The following is a 19,549-nucleotide window of genomic DNA, read 5'->3' as shown; positions in this document are numbered from 1 at the left end:
CCTCAAGGAGGCCACGCCGATGTCCGAAGACCGTTTCGTCCTGCTGGAGCCGGGTGCCGCCAGGCCGGGGCGGATCCCGTTGCCGCCCGCCTTCGCCGTCAAGGCGACGACCGACGACACCGAGGGGCGTCTGTCGGTGCTGGAGGTGAACCTGGCCCAGGACATCCCGCGCCATGTCCACCGGCTCGCGGACGAATGCGTGTACGTGCTGGACGGCGTCCTGGAGATCGAGTTCGACGATCGCAGGCACCTGGCGCCCGAGGGGACGTTCGCGCTGCTCCCGCGCGGCGTCCCGCACGCCCTCCGCGGCGCCTCCGATCCGCCGCCGCGTGTCCTGCAGATCTCCTCGCCCGGCGGGTGGGAGAGGTATCTCGAGGACCTGATCGAGGCGGGGCCCGCCGTCTTGACGGAGGGGCGGCTGGACCCCGTCAAGGTCAATCCCGTCGCGGCCAAGTACCACATCCGCTACGAGGAACAGAGCTGAGCGTGCCGGACAGGAGGGCGACCATGACAGCCGAATCCGACGAGAGCCCGGCGACGGACGGAGCAGGACCGACCCCTGCGGACGCCGCGACGCGGCTCTTCGTCGACCACCGCGAGCTGCTGTTCTCCGTCGTCTACAACATGCTCGGCAGTGTCGCCGACACCGAAGACGTGCTCCAGGAGACCTGGCTGTCCTGGTCCGGCAAGAACCGTCGGACGCCGCTGCGGGAGATCGGCAATCCGCGCGCCTACCTCGTGCGGATCGCGGTCAACCACGCTCTCGCCCGGCGGACGGCCATCGCCTCCCGACGTGAGACATACGTCGGTCCCTGGCTGCCCGAGCCCCTCGTCACCGACGCCACCACCGGCCTCGTCCCGGACACCGCCGACCACACGGTCCGCTCCGACTCGGTTTCCATGGCGATGCTGGTGGTGCTGGAGACCCTCACGCCGCTGGAACGGGCGGTGTTCGTCCTCCACGAGGTGTTCGGCTATCCCCACACCGAGATCGCCGGCATGCTCGACCGCAGCCCCGCCTCGGTACGCCAGCTCGCCCACCGGGCCCGCGCCCATGTCCACGCCCGCCGCCCCCGCTACCGCGCCCACCCCCGCGTCCGGCGGGAGGCGACCGAGCGGTTCGTCTCCGCCGCCCTCGGCGGCGACATCCACGCGCTCATGGAGATCCTCGCCCCGGACGTGACGGTCTGGATCGACGGCGGAGGCGTACGGCAGGCGGCAGGGCTGCGCCCGGTCCACGGCCGGGAGAAGGCCGCCCGCATGCTGGCCGGCTACGCCACACGGCGCGCCGGGGACCTGGACGTCCACTACCGTCGCGTCAACGGCGACGACGCGGCGGTGCTGTTCACCGGTGACTCCCCGTACGCCGTGATGGTCATGGACCTCACTCCGGACGGCGACCAGGTCTCCGGCGTCTACGTCGTCACCAACCCCGCCAAGCTCACCCACGTACGACCGGACGAGGACCCGGTTCAGTAGCGCGCGGCGCTCTCCGGCAGCGGCGGACAGACCGCGCTCGGCACCCCATCGACCGTGGCGCCCGCGTACTTGAGCATCGCGCCCACTTGGCCGTTGCGGGAGTGCGGGAAGTCGAGGGCGGGGGCCGAGACCTCGTCCAGTCGCGCCGTCTGCTCCGGTGTCAGGTGTACGCCGAGGGCGGCGACGTTCGCCTCCAGGAGGCGCCCGATGAGCAGCGCGCAGGACGTGGCCGACATCGGCCATGCGGTCGGCTACGACAGCGCATCCCACTTCAGCCGCGAGTACCGGCGCCAGTTCGGCCGGCCTCCGGGGGTGGACGCGACCCGCCTGCGCACGGCCGACGGGGACGTCTTCCAACGCCTGGAGAGCGTCTGAGCCGCGGCCGCCCAGGTCAGTACGCTGGGCGGATGCGAGAACACATATCCGAACGGTCTCCGCTGCAAAGCCTGCGCGGGGACTGCGCCCGCTGCTTCGGCCTGTGCTGTGTCGCTCTGCCGTTCACCGCCTCCGCCGACTTCGCGGTCAGCAAGCCCGCCGGGAAGCCCTGCCGGAACCTCGGCGGCGACCACCGCTGCGGTATCCACACCGGGCTGCGGCAGCGCGGGTTCACCGGCTGCACGGTCTACGACTGCTTCGGGGCCGGTCAGCGGGTCTCCCAGGTCACCTTCGGCGGGCAGGACTGGCGGACCGGGACCGCGGAGCACGCCCGCCGGATGTTCGACGCGTTCCCGGTCGTACGGCAGCTGCACGAACTGCTCTGGTACCTCACCGAGGCGCTGGACCTGCCCGCCGCCCGCCCCGTCCACGGCGAGTTGAGGCAGCTGCTGGAGACCACCGAGGAACTCACCCTCGGCACGCCCGAGGAACTCGCCGCCCTGGACGTGGCCGCCCACCGGCAGCAGGTCAATGTGCTGCTGCTGCGCACCAGCGAGCTGGCTCGCGCGGGCGTGCGGAACCAGAAGAAGGACCGCCGGGGCGCGGACCTGATGGGCGCCCGGCTCAGGGGCGCCGACCTGCGCGGCGCGAGCCTGCGCGGGGCCTACCTGATCGCCGCCGACCTCACCGGCGCTGACCTGCGGGACACGGACCTGATCGGCGCCGACCTGCGCGACGCCGATCTCACCGGCGCGGACCTCACGGGCGCGTTCTTCCTGACCCAGCCGCAGCTCGACGCGGCCCGGGGCAGTGCCGGCACCCGGTTGCCCGTGTCAGTCACCCGCCCCGTGCACTGGACAGCCGCCGCCCTCTGACGCGGGTGCGTCCGGCTCGGTCACCGGCGCCGGGGCGGGACGGCGCCGCTCAAGGCGCAGCCGCAGCCGGTCCGGCATCAGCGTCAGCCGCTCGGTCACCCGCAGCCGGTAGCCGGGGTCGGCCTCCAGGTCGTAGCGGCGCAGCAGCAGGCCGAGCACCAGGGTGGCCTCGTGCAGGGCGAACTGGCGGCCGATGCAGGCCCGCGCACCCGTGCCGAACGGCTTGAAGGTGTGCGGGGGCCGGCCACGTGCCGCCTTCGCTTCGAAGCGGTCCGGATCGAAGCTCTCGGGGTCCGGGCCCCACACCTCGGGGTCCCGGTGCAGCATCGGGGTCAGGACCAGGGCCCAGCCACCCCGGCGCATCGGATGGTCCCCGGCGAGCACGGTGTCCTGGCGGGCCTCACGGGCGAAGGCGGGGGCAGTGGGCCACAGCCGTAGCGACTCGTCGAGGACCCGGCGGACGTAACGGAGCTTGGCGACCTGGTCGTACCCCGGCGCGGGCGTGTCGCCCCAGACACGGTCGACCTCGGCGGCGGCTCTGGCGGCGATCTCCGGGTGCAGGGCGAGATAGTGCAGGGCGAAGGAGAGCGCGCCCGAGGTGGTCTCGTGGCCGGCCACCAGGAAGGTGATCACCTGCCGCCGTACGTTCTCGGCGGACAGTCGCTCCCCGGTCTCCGGGTGGGCCGTCTCCAGCATCCGGTCGAGCAGATCGCCCTCCCCGCGGCCGGTCCTGCGGCGCTCGGCGACCAGGTCGTCGACCGTGCGGTCGAGGTGGTCGATGTCGGCCGCGTTGCGCCGCGCGGCCTGCCGCAGCAGCAGCGGGGCCAGCGGCGAGGGCACGCTGTTGAGGCGCTGGGCGTAGGTGAGCGTGCCGATCATCGCGGTCACGAAGGGGTGCGGCCGGTCCCGCTCGAACGAGCCGAAGTCATGGCCGAAGCCGGTGCGGGCGATCGTCTCCAGGGTCAGCTTGGTCATGTCCCCGGGCACGTCGACCCAGCGGCCGGCCGCCAGCTCCCGGTCCCAGTGGCCGGTCAGCCGGCCGGCGACCGACAGCATCATCGCGTGATAGCCCTCCATGGCCTCCCGGCTGAAACCCGGGGCCAGGACATCGTGCGCCAACTGCCAGTTCGGCTCGTGGTTGTACGCCGTGAACAGCCCGTCCCCGGCGATCGGGCGCAGGTTGGCGACCCCCAGGCCCACGTGCTTGGCGAACCGCGACTCGTCGGCCATGTCGGCGGCCAGTTCGGCGCCCCACACGAACACGAACTCGTTGCCGAACGCCCGCCGCCGGAAGATCGGGCCCAGCTGCCGGGCGAATCGCATCGAGTCCTGGAGCGGCGTGCGCCGGTCGACGCCCAGGACGTCGCCGAGGAAGGGCACCCGATGCGGCGGGTGTGGTATTCGGTGCAGCTCGGGCCAGCCCTGCTCGGCGCCCCGGAACCCCTTCGGCAGCGGGCCGTCGGCCCCCGTCGCCGTCTGCGTGGCCGTCTCCGCCATGACGCGATCTCCCTCGATGCTGCGGCAGGTTGAGCTAGTTGTACGTGGGTTCAATAGGCGTTTCAGTCTCATCCCGTTGTTGAACTCACGTCAAGTAAAGTGCGGGCATGGTCGCGAACCAGGGTGAGCGCAGCCGCCGCAGACTCAGCACCGCGGAACGCCGTGAGCAGCTCCTCTCGGTCGGGGCCAGGCTCTTCTCCGAGAGTCCGTACGGCGACGTCTGGATCGAGCAGGTCGCCGAGATTGCCGGTGTCTCCCGGGGCCTGCTGTACCACTATTTTCCGACCAAACGTGACTTCTTCGCGGCGGTGGTGGAGCGGGAGAGTGAGCGGATGCTGCGGATGACCGCGGCCGACCCCGGCGTGCCCGCCCGGGAGCAGCTCACCGCTGGCCTCGACGTCTACCTCGACTACGTCCATACCCACGCGCACGGCTTCCGTGCGTTCCATCGCGCCGAGGCCTCCGGCGACCAGGCCGTGCGCCGCGTCTACCGGCAGGCGCAGGCCGCCCAGGAGCGCCAGATCCTCGCCGCCCTCGCCGCCGACCCCGAGTTCGGCCCCGCCCTGGAACTACGCCCCGACACCCGGCTGGCGGTGCGCGGCTGGCTCGCCTTCACCACGCACGTCTGCCTGGAGTGGCTGCGTACCGAGGAGTTGACGCGGGAGCAGGTGCGGGACCTTTGCGCGCGGGCCCTGCTGGGCGTCATCTCCTGAGTGCTCCGGCGCGTTTCCGCACCCTGTTTTCCACGTCCGTGACGCACTCCGCGCTTGGCGTACTCCCCGATCTTCGTTAAGTTAGGTGAGGCTTACCTAAGGAGGTTCGGGATGGGTGACGAACAGGCGGCCTGGGCGGCCGGCCCCGGCGCGGCCGAACAGGCCCGGTCACTGCTGGCCACAGCGTGGTCGTGCATGGTGACCGCGGACGGCGGACGTGAGGAGTCCGTCGGCGCGCACGCCGTCGCCGACGACGGCCGGGTGCTGCTGCACGTGCCGGAGGACAGCGCCCTGCTCGCGGCCGCGATCTGCGCCCCGCGCGGCGAACCGTCCGCGGTGCTGGAGTTCGCCGACGTCGCACCCGTCCCGGTGCGCAACCGGATCAGGGCCCGGCTGTGGATGGCCGGCTGGTTCGTGCTCTCCGACGAGTACCTCGTCTTCCAGCCCACCCGTGTGGTCCTGCGCCGGCCCACCGGCGCGGTCGTCGTCGACCTCGACGAGTTCGCCGCCGCGAACCCCGACCCGCTGGCCGGTGCAGAGGCCGGACTGCTGACCCACCTCGCCGACGCCCACCCGGACGCCGTCGAGCGGCTCACCAGGCTCGTCGAGCCCCAGAGCCTGCACGCCGCGACCCGCGTCCAGCCCCTCGCCGTCGACCGGCACGGACTGACTTTGCGCATCGAACGCACCCGCGCCCACGGCGACGTACGACTGGCCTTCCACTCGCCCGCCGACGACGTCGCCCAGCTCACCGAACGCATGCACGTCCTGCTGGCCCAGGCCGCCGCCTCCTGCCCGCGGACGCTACAGCGGCAGCGCGCAGACGGCGACGGGTGACGCGAACGGCTCACCCGCGAGCCGGAGTTCACCGCTGCGCGCATCGACGGTGAAGACACTCACGGTGCCGGACCGCTGGTTGGACGCGAACAGCAGCCGGCCGTCCGGCGAGAACGCGATCTGCCGGGGGAAGTCCCCTTCCACCGGGACCGTGTCCAGCAGCCGCAGCCGGGCCCCGGCGGCCTCGACCGCGTACCGCGCGAGCGTGTTGTCGCCGCGGTTGGCGAGGTAGGCGTAGGCGCCGTCACCGGTGATCAGGATCTGGGCCGGGTGGTTGGTGGTGCCCGCCCTGCTGCCGGAGGACTGGGGTCCGCCGATCGAGAGGCGGCCGCCGGCCGGGTCGTAGCCGCACACCGCGATCGTGTTGTCCACCTCGTTGGCCAGGTACGCGTACCGCCCGCCGGGATGGAAGGTCAGATGGCGCGGGCCGGCCCCCGGCCTGGTGTGCGCCTGGGCGACCTCGGTGAGTGTGCCCTTCGTGAGGTCGAGGCGGTAGCTGTAGACCGTGTCGGTGCCCAGGTCGACGGCGAGGACATGGCCGCCGTCCGGGCTGGTGATGAACTGGTGGGCGTGCGGGCCCTGTTGGCCGGGGCCGGGTGCCGGGCTCGAGTGCGTGACCAGGTCCGTGCGCTCGCCGAGGGCGCCCGTGGCGTCGATCGGATGGACGGCCACACTGCCCGAGGTGTAGTTGGCGCTCAGCAGCCAGCGGCCGCTCGGGTGCACCGAGAGATGGCAGGGGCCCGCCCCGCCCGTGCTCCGGCTGCCGAGGATCTTCCGGTCCGCCAGGCGTACGGCGGTCACCCCGCCGTCCGTACGCTCGTTCACCGCGTACAGCGTGCTGCCGTCCGGATGGACGGCAAGATACGACGGGTCGGCGACGCCGGTGAGCGTGCCGGTGCCGGTGATCCGGCCGCTGTCGGGGGCGTAGGTGGCGAGACCGATGCCGGTGCCGCCGCCGTCCACGGAGGTGTAGGTGCCGAGGTAGAGAGGGCGCGGGCCGGCCGGCGACTTCGTCGGGGACTCGGTCGCCGGGCGCGGCGCCGGGTGCGTCTTCTCGGGCGGTGCTGCCGGTGCGGGGACCGCCACCACCGCCGCGGCGCCCGCCAACGCGCCGACGAACCGGCGCCTGCTCCAGCCGCCGCGTCGCGCTTCCGTACCACTGCCCATGCCCGCACCTCAGGTCGTCGGTCGCCTCGGTCGTCACGGCAACCTTGGCGCGGGCCCAGGGGCAAAGGCAAGACGGGCAAAAGTCGTTGCACGCCGTGCAACGACTGTCACCAGTCGCCGTCCCGCCGGACCGGGAACTCGCCGAGCCCCGGCGGCAGCGGATGCGTCCCCGTTTCCGGCAGCCGGAGCGTGCGCACGAAGCCCACCGCCACCCCGCCGGGCAACCGCAGTATGGTCCCGTCGATCCGTACCGCCGTGTCGGTCACAGGCGTGCCCCCTTCCCCGTCCTGGACTGAGAACGCTCCGCACCGTCCGCCCGGTTCCGCTGCAGCCGTTCCGGTACGCCGACCCGCTCCCGCAGCCAGGTCAGCCACGGCCGCTTGGCGCGCTGCTCGGCGGAGACGCGGTCCAGCTCCTCCAGCAGACGGCGGGTGCGGTGCTCGGTGTCCAGTTCGTCGAGGAGCCTGTTGACCTCGGTAAGGACGGCCCCCAGCAGCTGCCAGTTCCGGTCGTCGCGGCGGGCCTCGTCCCGGAGCAGCTCGGCGAGCTTGTCGCGGGTGCCGGTCGCGGTGTGCAGTTCGGCGGAGAGCCGCGCCTCGGCCGACTCGGCACTCTCGCTGATGCTGGTGGTCACCAGCACCGCGAAGCTCACCACGGCGTCGGCGATCTGGGACAGCAGATGCTCCACGGCCGCCCCCGCGTCCGAGGGGAACATCGGCTCGGGCTCGCGGACCTTGGCCAGGTCGGTGAAGGTGCGGGCCAGCACACGCAGCACGACCGTGCAGATCTCCAGCGTGTCCAGACCGGTGCGCAGCACCACCCGGTGCAGCAGGCCCTCCTTGACCCGCGGATTGAGCCGCAGACTGTCCTCGGCCTGCCGCAGCGCCGCGTCCACCTCGACGATGGCGTGGTCGAGCCGGCGGGCCTCGTGCAGCCGCTCGGCCGCCTGCTGCCACGGCGTCAGCCCCGACGCCTCCTCGCCCATGCGCAGCATCAACTGCCGCAGCCGGCGGGCCAGGCCCTCGATCGACTCCCCGGCCTCGTCCACCCACACCGGGGGAGGGAGCAGCAGATTGCAGGCCATTCCGACGACCGCACCGATCAGCGTCTCCACGATCCGCGCCCACGCCGTACTGCTGATGGTGGTGACCCCGAGCACCAGCATGGCGCTGATCGCCACCTCGGGCACGTACTCGTCCACGCGCACCAGACGCCCCACCGCCAGCGAGGCCACGATCAGCAGCGCCAGACTCCACCAGGTCAGTCCCACCAGCTGGCTGAACGCGATGGCGACCAGCACACCGGCCACCACCGAGTTGACCCGGCGGAAACCGTTGGTGAGGGTGGCGTACAGGGTCACCTGCACGACCAGGAGCGCGGTCAGCGGAGCGGTGAGCGGTGCTGGTTCCGGGCTCAGGCGGAGCGCGACGACGTAGGCGATCGTGGCCGCGGCGGCCGACCGCAGCGTCTGGACGACCACCGGGTCCCGATGGCGCCGCAGCAGTTGCGGCAGACTCTTGGCCCACTTCCGTACGTCTTGCATCCCTTGGCCTGTTCCCACTCACGCGTCACGTCGAACGTGTTTTCCGCGGATCACTCGCGCGCCGGTGGTTGGATGACCAGGGTGGACTACGGAGAGTTTCCGAAGACCGCGCCTCAGCGTCCGCAACCGAACACCTGGCCGACGCGTCTCCTGCTCCCGAGGTGTTGAACGGACAGGCGGGCCGGAAGAGTCGGGACGTTGAACTTCGGTGCGGTGCTGTGCGCGGTGGTGGGCCTCGGACTTCTCGGGGTCGCGATGCGTGAGGGTGCGGTGGTACGGCGGCTGCGCCGGCACGGGCTGCACACCTGGGGGCTCGTCGTGGACAACGTGCGCACCCACGACAGCGACGGGCCCAAGTGGATCCCCGTCATCGCCTTCACGGACCGCTCCGGCTACCGGGTGGAGTTCTCGCCGCGCATGCACGGCTCCGGCATGGGCCTGGCCACGGGACGGCAGGTGGAGGTCGTCTATCTGGCGGCGAACCCGCAGGTCGCCCGCGTGCGCATGTGGCGGCACGTCGTGGGGCCACTGGTGTGGGGGCCGGGGTGTTCATCGCCGTGACGAGCTGACCCCCGCGGCGAAACGGCCGCGACCGGGCCGGCCGTGATCGGCTAGGGTCGGCAGGCACCGGACGCGCGGGGACGGGACCGCGGGGGAGGGGGGAGCCCGTGGAACTCGCGGACATCCGGACGGCACGGGCCGCGGCGGCGCTGCGCCATGTGGCCGGGCTGTCCTCGGGCCCTGCCCTCGACCCCGGTCTGCGCATCACCCTCAACTTCCACCCCGACCGGCTATCGGCCGGGCTGCCGATCCTGGAGGCGCTGGCCCGTGACGGCGCCTACCACTCGCAGTTCGTCACCGGAACCAGCAACGGCGGGCTCACGGCGCACCCCGGCGGCGACCGTCGGCGCTGGGAGAGCCGGATCTTCGGCGGGATCTACGACGACGCCGACCCGGCCGAGCGACCGGTGTACGGGGCGCTGAACTTCCGCCGCCAAGTGGTCGGCGCGGCCCCCCGCTTCGGATCCTCGCACCTGCGGCTGACCGGCCCGGCACTCCACCGCGCGACCTTCTGCTACCCCGACAGCGCCGCCGAGCCGACGGACTTCGGGGTCGCCGCCGGAACGCACCTCCTCGCCCTGGCCGAGGCCGACGAGCAGGACGCCCTCAACGACTACATCGAGACACAGGTGCACGGCGGTGTACGGCTCGACCGGGACGTGGCAGCCCTCGTCCTGGACGCCTGCTACCAGGGCACGCCGGTGGAAGCGGCGGCCCGTCGGCTGCCCTGCGCGGTGGAATGGCATCCCGGCTACCGGCTCACCGTCTCCGAGCTGCGCCGCCACGCCGACTACCGTGGCCCGCAGTACGCGGAACTCGGCGCCGTGATCGCCGAGAAGGGCGTCGTGGACCCGAGGATCATCGGCGACGCGGCCCGCACCGGCCGCCACGCGATCCAGGACCTCAAGATGGTCTGGCACACCCTCGCCCGCTTCGGCGCCCCGGAAGGCGCGGGCAGCGCCTACTCGGAAGGCGCGGGCACCGCCTGCCCGGACGGAGCGGGCGGCCACACGCCGGGGGTCAGTACGCCCAGGGCATAGGCGCGGGCGACCAGTTCGGTGCGGTTGGCCGCGGCCCAGCGGGCCGACAGGCGGCGCAGGTGGTAGGTGACGCCGTCCTTGGTGAGGCCCAGGTCGCGGGCGGCCTGGGCCGTGCTGGCGCCCCGGGCCAGCAGCGCCAGCACCCGCCCCTCGACCGGGGTGACCCTCGCCGGCTCCGCCTCGGGCGCCTCCGCCACCCCGGCCGGACCGGAGCCCACCGCCGCCTACGAGGTCCGCACCCTGACCGGCGGCCCGCTCGACGCCCTCGCCGAGCGCCATGGACTCGTCCCCATGACGGTCACCGAGGCGCACGACCTCACCGCCCCCGGCCACCGTCGCACCAAGCGGTTCCTGCGCGTGGCCCTGCCGGACGGCGTCACCTACCGCACCGCCGACCACCTGACCGTGCTCCCGGCCAACGCCCCGGCGCTCGTCACCCGCGCGGCCACCGCCCTCGGCGTCGACCCCGACACCGTCCTCGACATCCGCGCAACCCGCCCCCGCCGCGACGGCATCGCCGTCGACCGCCCGGTGACGGTACGGCAACTCCTCACCCACTACGTCGAGTTGCAGGAGCGCCCGAACGCCCTCCAGCTGTCCCTGCTCGCCGACGCCAACCCCTGCCCGCCCGAGAAGGCCGCGCTCGCCTCCCTGGACGACGACCCGCGTACCCTCGTCGAGATCGTCGAGGACCACCCGGCGCTGCGCGGCGCCCTCGACTGGCCCCGACTGCTGGACCTCCTGACCCCGCTGAAGCCGCGCCACTACTCGATCTCCTCGTCGCCTGCCACCGACCTCCGCCACGCCGACCTGATGATCTCCCTGCTGGAGGCTCCCGCCCGCTCCGGCAGGGCACCTACCGCGGCACCGGCTCCGGCCACCTCGCGACGCTGTGCCCCGGCGACACGCTGTACGCCCGCGTCCAGCCCTGCCGGGAGGCCTTCCGGGTCGACGCCGGCGCACCGGTCGTCATGATCGCCGCGGGCACGGGCCTGGCCCCCTTCCGGGGCGCCGTCGCCGACCGCACGGCAGCGCTCGCGGCGGGCGCCCAACTTCCGCCCGCCCTCTGCTACTTCGGCTGCGACGCCGCCGACGCCGACTTCCTGCACGCCGAGGAACTCCGCGGTGCCGAGACCGCCGGAGCGGTGTCGCTGCGCCCGGCCTTCAGCACGGCGGGCACCTTCGTCCAGCACCGCATCGCCGCCGAGGCCGACGAGGTCTGGGCACTGCTGGCCGCAGGCGCCCGGGTGTACGTCTGCGGAGACGGCAGCAGGATGGCACCGGGCGTACGGGAGGCGTTCCGCACCCTGTACCGGGAACGCGCGGCCGGCGGGGACGCCGAAGAATGGCTTGACTCCCTGGTGGCGGACGGCCGTTATGTGGAGGATGTATACGCGGCATCCTGATCGGCGCCCTCGCCCGAAGCGCCGCGCAAGGGGCGCTCCCGTACTCGCACCTTCCTGCGGTACCCTTCACTCACAGCGTGAACTAAGGGTTGGGAAAATATCGCTTCCCGCCGCCCGAAGGAGTATGTTGCAGGTCGGGCAGGGTTCGTGAAGGGAGCCACATGGCGGGGCGGAACGGGCGCACGGTACGCGACCTCAGGAGGGCCAACCGCACGGCCGTGCTCCAGCGGCTCTATTTCGACGGTCCCCTCAGCCGCTTCGAGCTGGGCCCGGCCACGGGCCTGAGCTCCGGCTCGGTGAGCAACGTGGTCGCCGACCTGGTCGCCGACGGCCTGGTCGAGGAGGCCGGCAGCGTCGACTCCGACGGCGGCCGCCCCCGCACCCTGCTGCGTGTCGCCCCGCACAGCGGTCACATGATCGGCGTCGACGTCGGCGAGACCCGGGTCCGGGTCGAGCTGTTCGATCTGACCCTTACCGAACTCGCCCGTGTCGAACGTCCGTTGGAGCAGCAGGGCTACGACGTCGAGGTGATCGTCGGCCACATCCGGGACGGCATCGCGGAGGTCCTCGCGACCGAGGGAGCCTCGCCCGAGCTGCTGCTCGGCGTCGGTGTCGGCGTCCCCGGCATCGTCGAGCACACCGCCGACCGCGGTGCCCTGGTGCACGGCCAGACCATCGGCTGGGACGCCGTCCCGCTGGAGAAGCTGCTCCGCACCGGCTGCCAACTCCAGGATTCCGTGAGGTACTTCATCGACAACGGCGCCAAGACACTGGGCCAGGCCGAGATGTGGTTCGGCGCCGGGCGCGGCGCGGACAACGCCGTCGTGGTGCTGTTCGGCTCCGGCGTCGGCGCCTGCCTGGTCACCGCCGAGGTGGAGCACGGCCGGGCCGTCGAGTGGGGCCACCTGACGGTACGGGTGCGGGGCCGCCGCTGCCGCTGCGGTGCGCTCGGCTGCCTGGAGGCGTACGCCGGCGCCGAGTCGCTCCTTGCCCGCTGGCGGGAGGAGGGCGGCCGTCCGGCCGAGGGCGCCGACGAGGAGACCGCGCTCACCGCGATGCTCGCCGCCGCCTACCCGCCGGAGGGCACCGAGGCCGACCCGGTCGCCCTCGCCGTCCTGGAGGAGACCGCCGAGTACCTGGGCGCAGGCCTCTCCGACCTGATCAACCTCTTCCAGCCCGAGCGGATCCTGATCGGCGGCTGGGCCGGCCTCCAGCTCGGCGCCCGCTTCCTGCCCGCCGTACGCCGTTACGCGACCATGTACGCGCTGCGCCACCCCGCCGAGCAGGTCACCGTCGACCTCGGCCGGCTCGGCCCGGACGCGGTCACCGTCGGTGCCGCGATCCTGCCCCTCGCCGACTTCTTCGGACGCGGCGGCCGGCGCGCGGAACCGGCCACCGAGGACCGTCTGCCCGCCTGGCGCACGGCGCTGGAGGAGCGGGCCCCGCGCTGAGCCCGCCCCGGCTCGCACCCGCGTTCGACGACTCCGCGGCGGCCTCCCGCGTCGGCTCGGCGCCGAGCCCCGTCATGGCGCATCCCGCGTTTCACGATCTCCCTTCGAGGTACTCGCGGGAGGCTCGGAACGACGCGAGGGAGTACGCCGTGGGTGAGAAGGCCGTGGGTGGGAAAGTCGTGGGAGAGAAGCAGGGCGACAGGCCGGTGCCCCGGGACATGCCCGACCAGCAGGCCGGGCAGGGCAAGGACCCGTGGGACGCGGCAGAAGACCGGACCGACGAGGGCCCCGACGCCGGCGTCCCCGACACCGACGAGGCCGGGACGGGTCCCCGGGGTGCACCGCGGTCGGGCTCGGTGCACCCTGAGAATCCACTGCCGGACGAGCCGTCGGCCTGAGCCTGGGAAGGGACGACAGCCATGGCCCTCGCAGACCGGATCCGCTCCTGGCCCGTCTACCGCCAGCTCACCGGCCCCGACCGCACCGGCCGGGGCGCGGCCGCCAAGTCGTCGTACACCGCGAACCTGCGCCCGCGCACCGAGGACGCCGAGCGCGTGGTGCAGTCGGTGTGCCCGTACTGCGCGGTCGGCTGCGGCCAGCAGGTCTACGTCCGGGACGAGAAGGTCGTCCAGATCGAGGGCGACCCCGCCTCCCCGGTGAGCCGCGGCCGGCTCTGTCCCAAGGGCTCGGCCACTCTCCAGCTCACCACCGGGCCCGCGAGGGAACACCAGGTCCTCTACCGGCGGCCGCACGGCACCGACTGGGAGCCCCTCGACCTGGACACGGCGATGGACATGGTCGCCGAACGCGTGATCCGCACCCGGCGCGAGACCTGGGAGTGGGAGCACGACGGCATGCGCACCGCCCGCACCATGGGCATCGCCAGCCTCGGCGGCGCGACCCTCGACAACGAGGAGAACTACCTCATCAAGAAGCTGCTGACCGGCCTCGGCGTGGTCCAGGTGGAGAACCAGGCCCGGGTCTGCCACAGCTCCACCGTCGCCGGCCTCGGCACCTCCTTCGGGCGCGGTGGCGCCACCACCTTCATGCAGGACCTCCAGCACTCGGACTGCATCGTCATCGAGGGTTCCAACTTCGCCGAGTGCCACCCGGTCGGCTTCCAGTGGGTGATGGAGGCGAAGCTGCGTGGCGCCACCATCATCGACGTCGACCCGCGCTTCAACCGCACCAGCGCCCTCTCCGACCTGTACGTACCGATCCGCGCGGGCACCGACATCGCCTTCCTCGGCGGAATCATCAACCACGTCCTGACCGAGGAGAAGGACTTCCGCGAGTACGTCCTGAAGTACACCAACGCGGCCACCCTGGTCAGCGAGGACTTCCAGGACACCGAGGACCTCGACGGCGTCTTCTCCGGCCTCGACGAGGAGAAGGCCCACTACGACCCCCGCAGCTGGCAGTACGAGGGCGTGGAAGTCCAGCAGCCCACCGGCGAGGCCGACGAACAGTACGAGGAGCGCACCCGCAAGGCGGCGGGCGCCGAGGCGCACGGCTCCGGCGGCGCCCAAACCGGACACCGTGCCCCCGCCGACGAGACCCTCCAGCACCCCCGCTGCGTCTACCAGATCGTCAAACGGCACTACGCCCGCTACACCCCCGAGATGGTCGAGAACGTCTGTGGCATCCCACGGGAGACCTTCCGGAAGGTCTGCGACGCGCTGACGGCCAACTCCGGTCCCGACCGCACCAGCGCCTTCGTCTACGCCGTGGGCTGGACCCAGCACTCCACCGGCAGCCAGTTCATCCGCGCCGCGAGCGTCCTCCAGCTGCTGCTCGGCAACATCGGCCGCCCCGGCGGCGGCATCCAGGCCCTGCGCGGCCACGCCTCCATCCAGGGCTCCAGCGACATCCCCACGCTCTTCAACCTGCTGCCCGGCTACATCCCGATGCCGCACGCCCACGCCGACATGAATCTGGACAACTTCATCGAGGCGAGCCGCACGGTGAAGGGCTTCTGGTCGAACATGCGGTCCTACGTCGTCAGCCTCCTCAAGGCGTACTACGGCGACGCGGCCACCGCCGACAACGACTTCTGCTTCGGCCACCTGCCGAGGCTGACCGGCTCGCACTCCACCTACGACACGGTCATGGCCCAGCTCGACGGCGACTGCAAGGGCTACTTCCTGCTCGGCGAGAACCCCGCCGTCGGCTCCGCCAATACCCGCCTCCAGCGCCTCGGCATGGCCAACCTGGAATGGCTCGTGGTCCGGGACTTCTCCCTGATCGAGTCGGCGACCTGGTGGCGGGACGGCCCCGAGATCGAGACCGGCGAACTGCGCACCGAGGACATCGGCACCGAGGTGTTCTTCTTCCCGGCTGCCGCCCACACCGAGAAGTCCGGCTCCTTCACCAACACCAACCGCTGGGTGCAGTGGCACCACGCCGCCGTCGAACCCGAGGGCGACGCGCGCAGCGACCTGTGGTTCATGTACCACCTGGGCCGCCGCATCCGGGAGAAGCTGGCCGGCTCCACCGACCCCATGGACCGGCCGATCCTGGATCTGGCCTGGGACTATCCGGTCAGCGGCGAACTCGAGGAGCCGGTCGCCGACGCGGTGCTCGCCGAGATCAGCGGCCACGGCCCCGACGGCGGCCCGCTGAGCGCCTACACCGAACTCAAGGAGGACGGCTCCACCCGCTGCGGCTGCTGGATCTACTGCGGTGTCTACGCGGACGGCGTCAACCAGGCCGCCCGCAAGAAGCCCGAGTGGGAGCAGGACTGGGTGGCCGCGGAGTGGGCCTGGGCCTGGCCCGCCAACCGCCGCATCCTCTACAACCGTGCCTCCGCCGCCCCCGACGGCACCCCGTGGAGCGAGCGCAAGAAGTACGTCTGGTGGGACCCGGAGGAGGGGAAGTGGACCGGCCGGGACGTCCCGGACTTCGTGCCCGACCGCGCCCCCGACTACGAACCCGACGAGGACGCCGAGGGCGTGGCCGCGCTGCGTGGCGACGACCCGTTCATCATGCAGGCCGACGGCAAGGGCTGGCTCTACACCCCGGCCGGTCTGGAGGACGGACCGCTGCCCAGCCACTACGAACCCCAGGACTCCCCGTTCCCCAACGCCCTGTACCCGTCCGTCCCGCGCAACCCGGTGCGCCGGCTGCTGCCCCGTGAGGGCAACCGCTACCACCCGAGCGGAGACGAGAAGGGCGCCGAGGTGTACCCGTACGTCGTCACCACGCACCGCCTCACCGAGCACTTCACGGCAGGCGGCATGAGCCGCTGGTCGGCGTATCTGTCCGAGTTGCAACCGGAGTTCTTCTGCGAGGTCTCGCCCGCCCTGGCCCGCGAACGCGGCCTGGAGAACGGCGGCTGGGCCACCGTGATCACCGCCCGCAACGCCGTCGAAGCGAGGGTGCTGGTCACGGACCGCATCCGCCCCCTGCGCGTGCAGGGCCGTACCGTCCACCAGATCGGCCTGCCCTTCCACTGGGGCCCCAACGGCTTGTCGACCGGCGACGCGGCCAACGAGCTGATGGCCATCGCCCTCGACCCCAACGCCCACATCCAGGAGGACAAGGCGCTCTCCGCCGACATCCTGCCCGGCCGCCGTCCCCGCGGCCCCGACCTGCCGAAGCTGGTCGCCGAACACCGCAGGCGGGCCGGCATCACCGCGGCCACCGGAACGGAGGTACGCAAGTGACCCAGGAACGCGTCGGATTCTTCACCGACACCTCCGTCTGTATCGGCTGCAAGGCCTGCGAGGTCGCCTGCAAGGAGTGGAACGCGCTTCCCGAGGACGGCCTCTCGCTGACCGCCATGTCGTATGACAACACCGAGGCGCTCGGCGCCTCGACCTGGCGGCACGTGGCCTTCATCGAACAGCCGAGCCCGGACGGCCGTACCGAACTCCCTCTGGTGGACGGTGAGTCCGCGGACCCGGGCAGCTCCGACATGCGCTGGCTGATGTCCTCCGACGTGTGCAAGCACTGCACCCACGCAGCCTGTCTGGACGTCTGCCCGACCGGTGCCCTGTTCCGCACCGAGTTCGGCACGGTCGTCGTCCAGGAGGACATCTGCAACGGCTGCGGCTACTGCGTGCCCGCCTGCCCGTACGGCGTCATCGAGCAACGACCGTCCGACGGGCGGGTGTTCAAGTGCACCATGTGCTACGACCGCCTCGGCGCCGGGCAGGAACCGGCCTGTGCCAAGGCGTGCCCCACCGACTCCATCCAGTTCGGCCCCCTGGACGAACTACGGGAACGGGCCGCCCTGCGCGTCGACCAGCTGCACGAGCAGGGGGTCGGCGACGCCCGGCTGTACGGCCACGATCCCGGCGACGGGGTCGGCGGCGACGGCGCGTTCTTCCTTCTGCTGGACGATCCCGAGGTGTACGGGCTGCCCCCCGCCCCCGTGGTCACCACCCGCGATCTGCCCGCCATGTGGAGGCACGCGGGAGCCGCGGCCCTGTCCCTGCTGGGTGGCGTGGCGGCCTGCTTCGCGATCGCTGCAGGGACGGCGAAGACAGGAGGGACCCGGCGATGAGCGCCACCGAGCATGCAGGGCGCAAGCGGCGCGGACGAGGTGAGCAACCCGTCGTCCCCCGCGCCGAGTTCCAGTCCTACTACGGTCGCCCGGTCATCAAGCCGCCGTCCTGGGCCGCCCCCGACATCGCCGGGTACTTCTTCCTCGGCGGGCTGGCGGGTGCCGGATCGGTCCTCGCCGCGGGGGCGCACCTGACCGGTCGTACCACGACCGCGACCGCACTGAAGGTGTCCTCGCTGACCGCCGTCTCCCTGTCGGCCGCCGCACTGATCCACGACCTGGGCAGGCCGAGCCGGTTCGTGAACATGCTGCGGGTGTTCAAGCCGACCTCACCGATGAGCATGGGGTCCTGGCTGCTCGGTGTCTACGGGCCCGCGGCGGGTGCGGCCGCCGCGAGCGCCGTGACCGGTCGGTTGCCGCGGCTCGGGGGCGCGGCGACCGGCGCCGCGGCGCTGCTCGGGCCGGCGGTCGCCACGTACACCGGGGTCCTGGCCGCCGACACCGCTGTGCCGGCCTGGCACGGCGCCCACCGTGAGTTGCCGTATCTGTTCGGCGCGTCGGCCACGGCCGCGGCGGCCGGAATGGCCCTGGTGACCGTGCCCACGCACGAGAGCGTCCCCGCGCGCTGTGCCGCCGGGCTGGCGGCGCTGGCCGACGCCGCGGTCGAACGGGCCGCGGAGCGGCGGCTGGGCATGGTCGCCGAGACATGGCGGGAAGGACGGGCGGGCACCCTGCTGCGGGCCGCGCGGTACCTCACGGCGGCCGGCGCGCTGGGAGCCGTCGTGCTCGGTGGCCGCCGGGCTCCTGCGGTCGCGTCGGGACTCGCCCTCCTCGCCGGTTCGGCGTGCACGCGCTTCGGCGTGTTCGCGGCGGGCGTGGCGTCGGCGGAGGACCCGAAGTACACGGTGGTGCCGCAGCGGGAGCAGCGGGAGCGGGCCGGGACCGGCTGACGCCGTCAGCCCTCAGCCGACCTTGCTCCCGTGCATCGGCCTCGTCGCCGCCCCGGCGCCCTCGCGCAGGCCGTCCAGGAACTCCTGCAGAACCTCGGTCGAGGTGCGGCGCGGTTGCCAGCCCAGTTCCTCGTGGGCCCGGGTGCAGTCCATCAGGGGCAGCCGCAGCACCGCGTCGAAAAGGTGCGGAGAGGCCGGCAACAGGTGCAGGCCCCAGGCGGCGGCGATCGCCGACCGGGCCGCCGTGCGCGGCACCCGGACCCGACGCGCACCGAACCGTTCGGCCAGTACGCCCGCGTCCAGCGGTGGATCGGCAGCCAGGTTGAAGGCACCCCGGACCTCGCTCGTCACGGCCAGCCGGAAGGCCTCGGCCGCGTCGTCGGTGTGCAGCGCCTGCACCCGCAGCCCGGGCACGTCCGGCAGGAAGTGCAGCAGCTCGGGCCGGGCCAGCGGGCCGGGCAACAGCCGGCCGCCGAAGATCCGGCGCTGTTCGCTCGCCGACTCCCGCTTGAACATGAAGGCAGGGCGCATCCGGACCACTCGCACGTCCGGGTGGTCGCGTTCGAAGATGTCCAGGGCCCGTTCGAGATAGGCCTTCTCCCGGCAGTAGGCGGCGTCCGGCCAGCCGTGCGTGGGCCAGGACTCGTCCACCGCCCGGTCCTTGGGGCCCGGGGCGTACGCGCCGACCGAGGAGGCGTGCACCAGCACCGGCACACCGGCCGTCGCCACTGCCTCGAAGACCCGGATGCCACCGAGCACATTGGTGCGCCAGGTCCGCGCCGGATCACGCGTCGGCTGGAACGCCCAGGCGAGATGGACCACCGCGTCGGCGCCCGCGAACAGCTCGGCCAGCGGCGTCCGCTCGGAAGTGATGTCCGCCGGCGACCACTCCGTGTTCGCGGGTGCCCAGTCCGGGATCCGCCGCGCCAGCCCCAGGATCGACCCGACCCCCGGACCCTCGGCGAGCGCCCTTACCACGCTCGTACCGACGTTCCCGGTGGCCCCCGTGACAACAACCTTGTGCTCCGCTGAGCTGCTCACCTTCGGCTCCTCTCACCGGCGGGCACGCCCCGGGTACCCGGGGCAGCCGGCGGGCACACCCGCTGAGCCGGGCCATGACCGGGGGGTGATCGATACGCGCGGCAGCC

The 19,549-nt window shown here is 72.5% G+C and carries 19 protein-coding genes and 2 pseudogenes; 14 read left to right on the top strand and 7 right to left on the bottom strand.

The genetic code is table 11. The features are described from left to right. Window positions 1-19: 19 nt before the first annotated feature. Both ACZ7OO_RS06060 and sigJ read left to right on the top strand, forming a co-directional pair. Window positions 20-484: a cupin domain-containing protein gene (locus tag ACZ7OO_RS06060; protein ID WP_471501929.1), complete on the top strand. Its 465-nt coding sequence runs from the start codon at window positions 20-22 to the stop codon at window positions 482-484. 23 nt (window positions 485-507) lie between these two features. Then, complete coding sequence (sigJ, locus tag ACZ7OO_RS06055) at window positions 508-1,479, top strand: RNA polymerase sigma factor SigJ (RefSeq protein WP_471501927.1); 972 nt, start codon at window positions 508-510, stop codon at window positions 1,477-1,479. On the opposite strand, the gene ACZ7OO_RS06050 is transcribed toward sigJ, so the two are convergent. Continuing rightward, window positions 1,473-1,715, bottom strand: coding sequence for a hypothetical protein (locus tag ACZ7OO_RS06050; protein ID WP_471501925.1), 243 nt, complete (start codon window positions 1,713-1,715; stop codon window positions 1,473-1,475). The genes sigJ and ACZ7OO_RS06050 overlap by 7 nt on opposite strands. Here ACZ7OO_RS06050 and ACZ7OO_RS06045 point away from each other — a divergent pair. Together ACZ7OO_RS06045 and ACZ7OO_RS06040 are read left to right on the top strand one after the other, a co-directional pair. Beyond that, on the top strand, window positions 1,687-1,854 hold the full coding sequence (locus ACZ7OO_RS06045; RefSeq protein ID WP_471501923.1) for a helix-turn-helix domain-containing protein: 168 nt from the start codon (window positions 1,687-1,689) through the stop codon (window positions 1,852-1,854). The genes ACZ7OO_RS06050 and ACZ7OO_RS06045 overlap by 29 nt on opposite strands. 32 nt (window positions 1,855-1,886) lie before the next feature. Beyond that, a complete protein-coding gene (locus tag ACZ7OO_RS06040; protein WP_471501921.1) occupies window positions 1,887-2,729 on the top strand; it encodes a pentapeptide repeat-containing protein in 843 nt (280 codons plus the stop codon). Here ACZ7OO_RS06040 and ACZ7OO_RS06035 read toward each other — a convergent pair. Then, window positions 2,688-4,226 carry a cytochrome P450 gene (locus ACZ7OO_RS06035; protein ID WP_471501919.1) on the bottom strand — a complete coding sequence of 513 codons (1,539 nt, stop codon included), beginning with the start codon at window positions 4,224-4,226 and terminating at the stop codon, window positions 2,688-2,690. The two genes, ACZ7OO_RS06040 and ACZ7OO_RS06035, sit on opposite strands and share 42 nt — an antisense overlap. A 107-nt stretch (window positions 4,227-4,333) precedes the next feature. Between ACZ7OO_RS06035 and ACZ7OO_RS06030 the strand changes: the two genes are divergently transcribed. Both ACZ7OO_RS06030 and ACZ7OO_RS06025 read left to right on the top strand, forming a co-directional pair. Next, window positions 4,334-4,939: a TetR/AcrR family transcriptional regulator gene (locus tag ACZ7OO_RS06030; protein ID WP_471501917.1), complete on the top strand. Its 606-nt coding sequence runs from the start codon at window positions 4,334-4,336 to the stop codon at window positions 4,937-4,939. Between the two features lie 111 nt (window positions 4,940-5,050). Continuing rightward, a complete protein-coding gene (locus ACZ7OO_RS06025; protein ID WP_471501915.1) occupies window positions 5,051-5,776 on the top strand; it encodes a DUF2470 domain-containing protein in 726 nt (241 codons plus the stop codon). Here ACZ7OO_RS06025 and ACZ7OO_RS06020 read toward each other — a convergent pair. From ACZ7OO_RS06020 to ACZ7OO_RS06010, 3 genes are all read right to left on the bottom strand, one after another. Further along, window positions 5,744-6,943: a lactonase family protein gene (locus ACZ7OO_RS06020; RefSeq protein ID WP_471501913.1), complete on the bottom strand. Its 1,200-nt coding sequence runs from the start codon at window positions 6,941-6,943 to the stop codon at window positions 5,744-5,746. The genes ACZ7OO_RS06025 and ACZ7OO_RS06020 overlap by 33 nt on opposite strands. A 107-nt stretch (window positions 6,944-7,050) precedes the next feature. Then, on the bottom strand, window positions 7,051-7,209 hold the full coding sequence (locus tag ACZ7OO_RS06015; RefSeq protein WP_471502388.1) for a hypothetical protein: 159 nt from the start codon (window positions 7,207-7,209) through the stop codon (window positions 7,051-7,053). Beyond that, window positions 7,206-8,486 carry an FUSC family protein gene (locus ACZ7OO_RS06010; RefSeq protein ID WP_471501911.1) on the bottom strand — a complete coding sequence of 427 codons (1,281 nt, stop codon included), beginning with the start codon at window positions 8,484-8,486 and terminating at the stop codon, window positions 7,206-7,208. Before ACZ7OO_RS06010 ends, ACZ7OO_RS06015 begins: the two co-directional genes overlap by 4 nt. A 198-nt stretch (window positions 8,487-8,684) precedes the next feature. Here ACZ7OO_RS06010 and ACZ7OO_RS06005 point away from each other — a divergent pair, with 198 nt between their 5' ends. Together ACZ7OO_RS06005 and ACZ7OO_RS06000 are read left to right on the top strand one after the other, a co-directional pair. Then, entirely contained in the window at window positions 8,685-9,047 is a 363-nt protein-coding gene (locus tag ACZ7OO_RS06005; RefSeq protein ID WP_471501909.1) for a DUF3592 domain-containing protein, read from the top strand. Window positions 9,048-9,154: 107 nt separating this feature from the next. Beyond that, window positions 9,155-10,087 carry a DUF3626 domain-containing protein gene (locus ACZ7OO_RS06000; protein ID WP_471501907.1) on the top strand — a complete coding sequence of 311 codons (933 nt, stop codon included), beginning with the start codon at window positions 9,155-9,157 and terminating at the stop codon, window positions 10,085-10,087. Here the strand turns inward: ACZ7OO_RS06000 and ACZ7OO_RS05995 are convergent. Beyond that, a pseudogene (locus ACZ7OO_RS05995) lies at window positions 10,009-10,275 on the bottom strand (LuxR C-terminal-related transcriptional regulator); the annotation flags it as partial. The gene ACZ7OO_RS06000 and the pseudogene ACZ7OO_RS05995 overlap by 79 nt on opposite strands. Before the next feature lie 7 nt (window positions 10,276-10,282). Between ACZ7OO_RS05995 and ACZ7OO_RS05990 the strand changes: the two are divergent. The 6 genes and pseudogenes from ACZ7OO_RS05990 to nrfD form a co-directional block, all read left to right on the top strand. Further along, a pseudogene (locus ACZ7OO_RS05990) lies at window positions 10,283-11,493 on the top strand (ferredoxin reductase domain-containing protein); the annotation flags it as partial. 161 nt (window positions 11,494-11,654) lie between these two features. Then, window positions 11,655-12,944, top strand: a complete 1,290-nt coding sequence (locus tag ACZ7OO_RS05985; protein ID WP_471501905.1) for an ROK family protein — start codon at window positions 11,655-11,657, stop codon at window positions 12,942-12,944. Window positions 12,945-13,093: 149 nt separating this feature from the next. Beyond that, window positions 13,094-13,342 carry a hypothetical protein gene (locus ACZ7OO_RS05980; protein ID WP_471501903.1) on the top strand — a complete coding sequence of 83 codons (249 nt, stop codon included), beginning with the start codon at window positions 13,094-13,096 and terminating at the stop codon, window positions 13,340-13,342. 21 nt (window positions 13,343-13,363) lie between these two features. Beyond that, the gene (fdh, locus tag ACZ7OO_RS05975) at window positions 13,364-16,609 is read left to right on the top strand and encodes a formate dehydrogenase (RefSeq protein WP_471501901.1); all 3,246 of its coding nucleotides are present in this window, start codon (window positions 13,364-13,366) and stop codon (window positions 16,607-16,609) included. Next, the gene (locus tag ACZ7OO_RS05970) at window positions 16,606-17,451 is read left to right on the top strand and encodes a 4Fe-4S dicluster domain-containing protein (protein ID WP_471501899.1); all 846 of its coding nucleotides are present in this window, start codon (window positions 16,606-16,608) and stop codon (window positions 17,449-17,451) included. The genes fdh and ACZ7OO_RS05970 overlap by 4 nt, the downstream gene beginning before the upstream one ends. After that, a complete protein-coding gene (nrfD, locus tag ACZ7OO_RS05965) occupies window positions 17,448-18,401 on the top strand; it encodes an NrfD/PsrC family molybdoenzyme membrane anchor subunit (protein ID WP_471501897.1) in 954 nt (317 codons plus the stop codon). The genes ACZ7OO_RS05970 and nrfD overlap by 4 nt, the downstream gene beginning before the upstream one ends. A gap of 12 nt (window positions 18,402-18,413) precedes the next feature. On the opposite strand, the gene ACZ7OO_RS05960 is transcribed toward nrfD, so the two are convergent. Further along, the gene (locus ACZ7OO_RS05960; RefSeq protein ID WP_471501895.1) at window positions 18,414-19,442 is read right to left on the bottom strand and encodes an SDR family oxidoreductase; all 1,029 of its coding nucleotides are present in this window, start codon (window positions 19,440-19,442) and stop codon (window positions 18,414-18,416) included. Between the last annotated feature and the right edge of the window lie 107 nt (window positions 19,443-19,549).

This window comes from Streptomyces sp. NPDC111744 (genome assembly GCF_055634995.1).
This window is presented reverse-complemented; position numbering and strand designations above follow the sequence as displayed.

What these genes read in the sequence shown, in the direction of transcription:
- ACZ7OO_RS06060 (WP_471501929.1), top strand. Translation starts at nt 20, where the DNA reads ATGTCCGAAGACCGTTTCGTCCTGCTGGAGCCGGGTGCCGCCAGGCCG.
- sigJ (WP_471501927.1), top strand. Translation starts at nt 508, where the DNA reads ATGACAGCCGAATCCGACGAGAGCCCGGCGACGGACGGAGCAGGACCG.
- ACZ7OO_RS06045 (WP_471501923.1), top strand. Translation starts at nt 1,687, where the DNA reads ATGAGCAGCGCGCAGGACGTGGCCGACATCGGCCATGCGGTCGGCTAC.
- ACZ7OO_RS06050 (WP_471501925.1), bottom strand. Translation starts at nt 1,715, where the DNA reads ATGTCGGCCACGTCCTGCGCGCTGCTCATCGGGCGCCTCCTGGAGGCG.
- ACZ7OO_RS06040 (WP_471501921.1), top strand. Translation starts at nt 1,887, where the DNA reads ATGCGAGAACACATATCCGAACGGTCTCCGCTGCAAAGCCTGCGCGGG.
- ACZ7OO_RS06035 (WP_471501919.1), bottom strand. Translation starts at nt 4,226, where the DNA reads ATGGCGGAGACGGCCACGCAGACGGCGACGGGGGCCGACGGCCCGCTG.
- ACZ7OO_RS06030 (WP_471501917.1), top strand. Translation starts at nt 4,334, where the DNA reads ATGGTCGCGAACCAGGGTGAGCGCAGCCGCCGCAGACTCAGCACCGCG.
- ACZ7OO_RS06025 (WP_471501915.1), top strand. Translation starts at nt 5,051, where the DNA reads ATGGGTGACGAACAGGCGGCCTGGGCGGCCGGCCCCGGCGCGGCCGAA.
- ACZ7OO_RS06020 (WP_471501913.1), bottom strand. Translation starts at nt 6,943, where the DNA reads ATGGGCAGTGGTACGGAAGCGCGACGCGGCGGCTGGAGCAGGCGCCGG.
- ACZ7OO_RS06010 (WP_471501911.1), bottom strand. Translation starts at nt 8,486, where the DNA reads ATGCAAGACGTACGGAAGTGGGCCAAGAGTCTGCCGCAACTGCTGCGG.
- ACZ7OO_RS05985 (WP_471501905.1), top strand. Translation starts at nt 11,655, where the DNA reads ATGGCGGGGCGGAACGGGCGCACGGTACGCGACCTCAGGAGGGCCAAC.
- fdh (WP_471501901.1), top strand. Translation starts at nt 13,364, where the DNA reads ATGGCCCTCGCAGACCGGATCCGCTCCTGGCCCGTCTACCGCCAGCTC.
- nrfD (WP_471501897.1), top strand. Translation starts at nt 17,448, where the DNA reads ATGAGCGCCACCGAGCATGCAGGGCGCAAGCGGCGCGGACGAGGTGAG.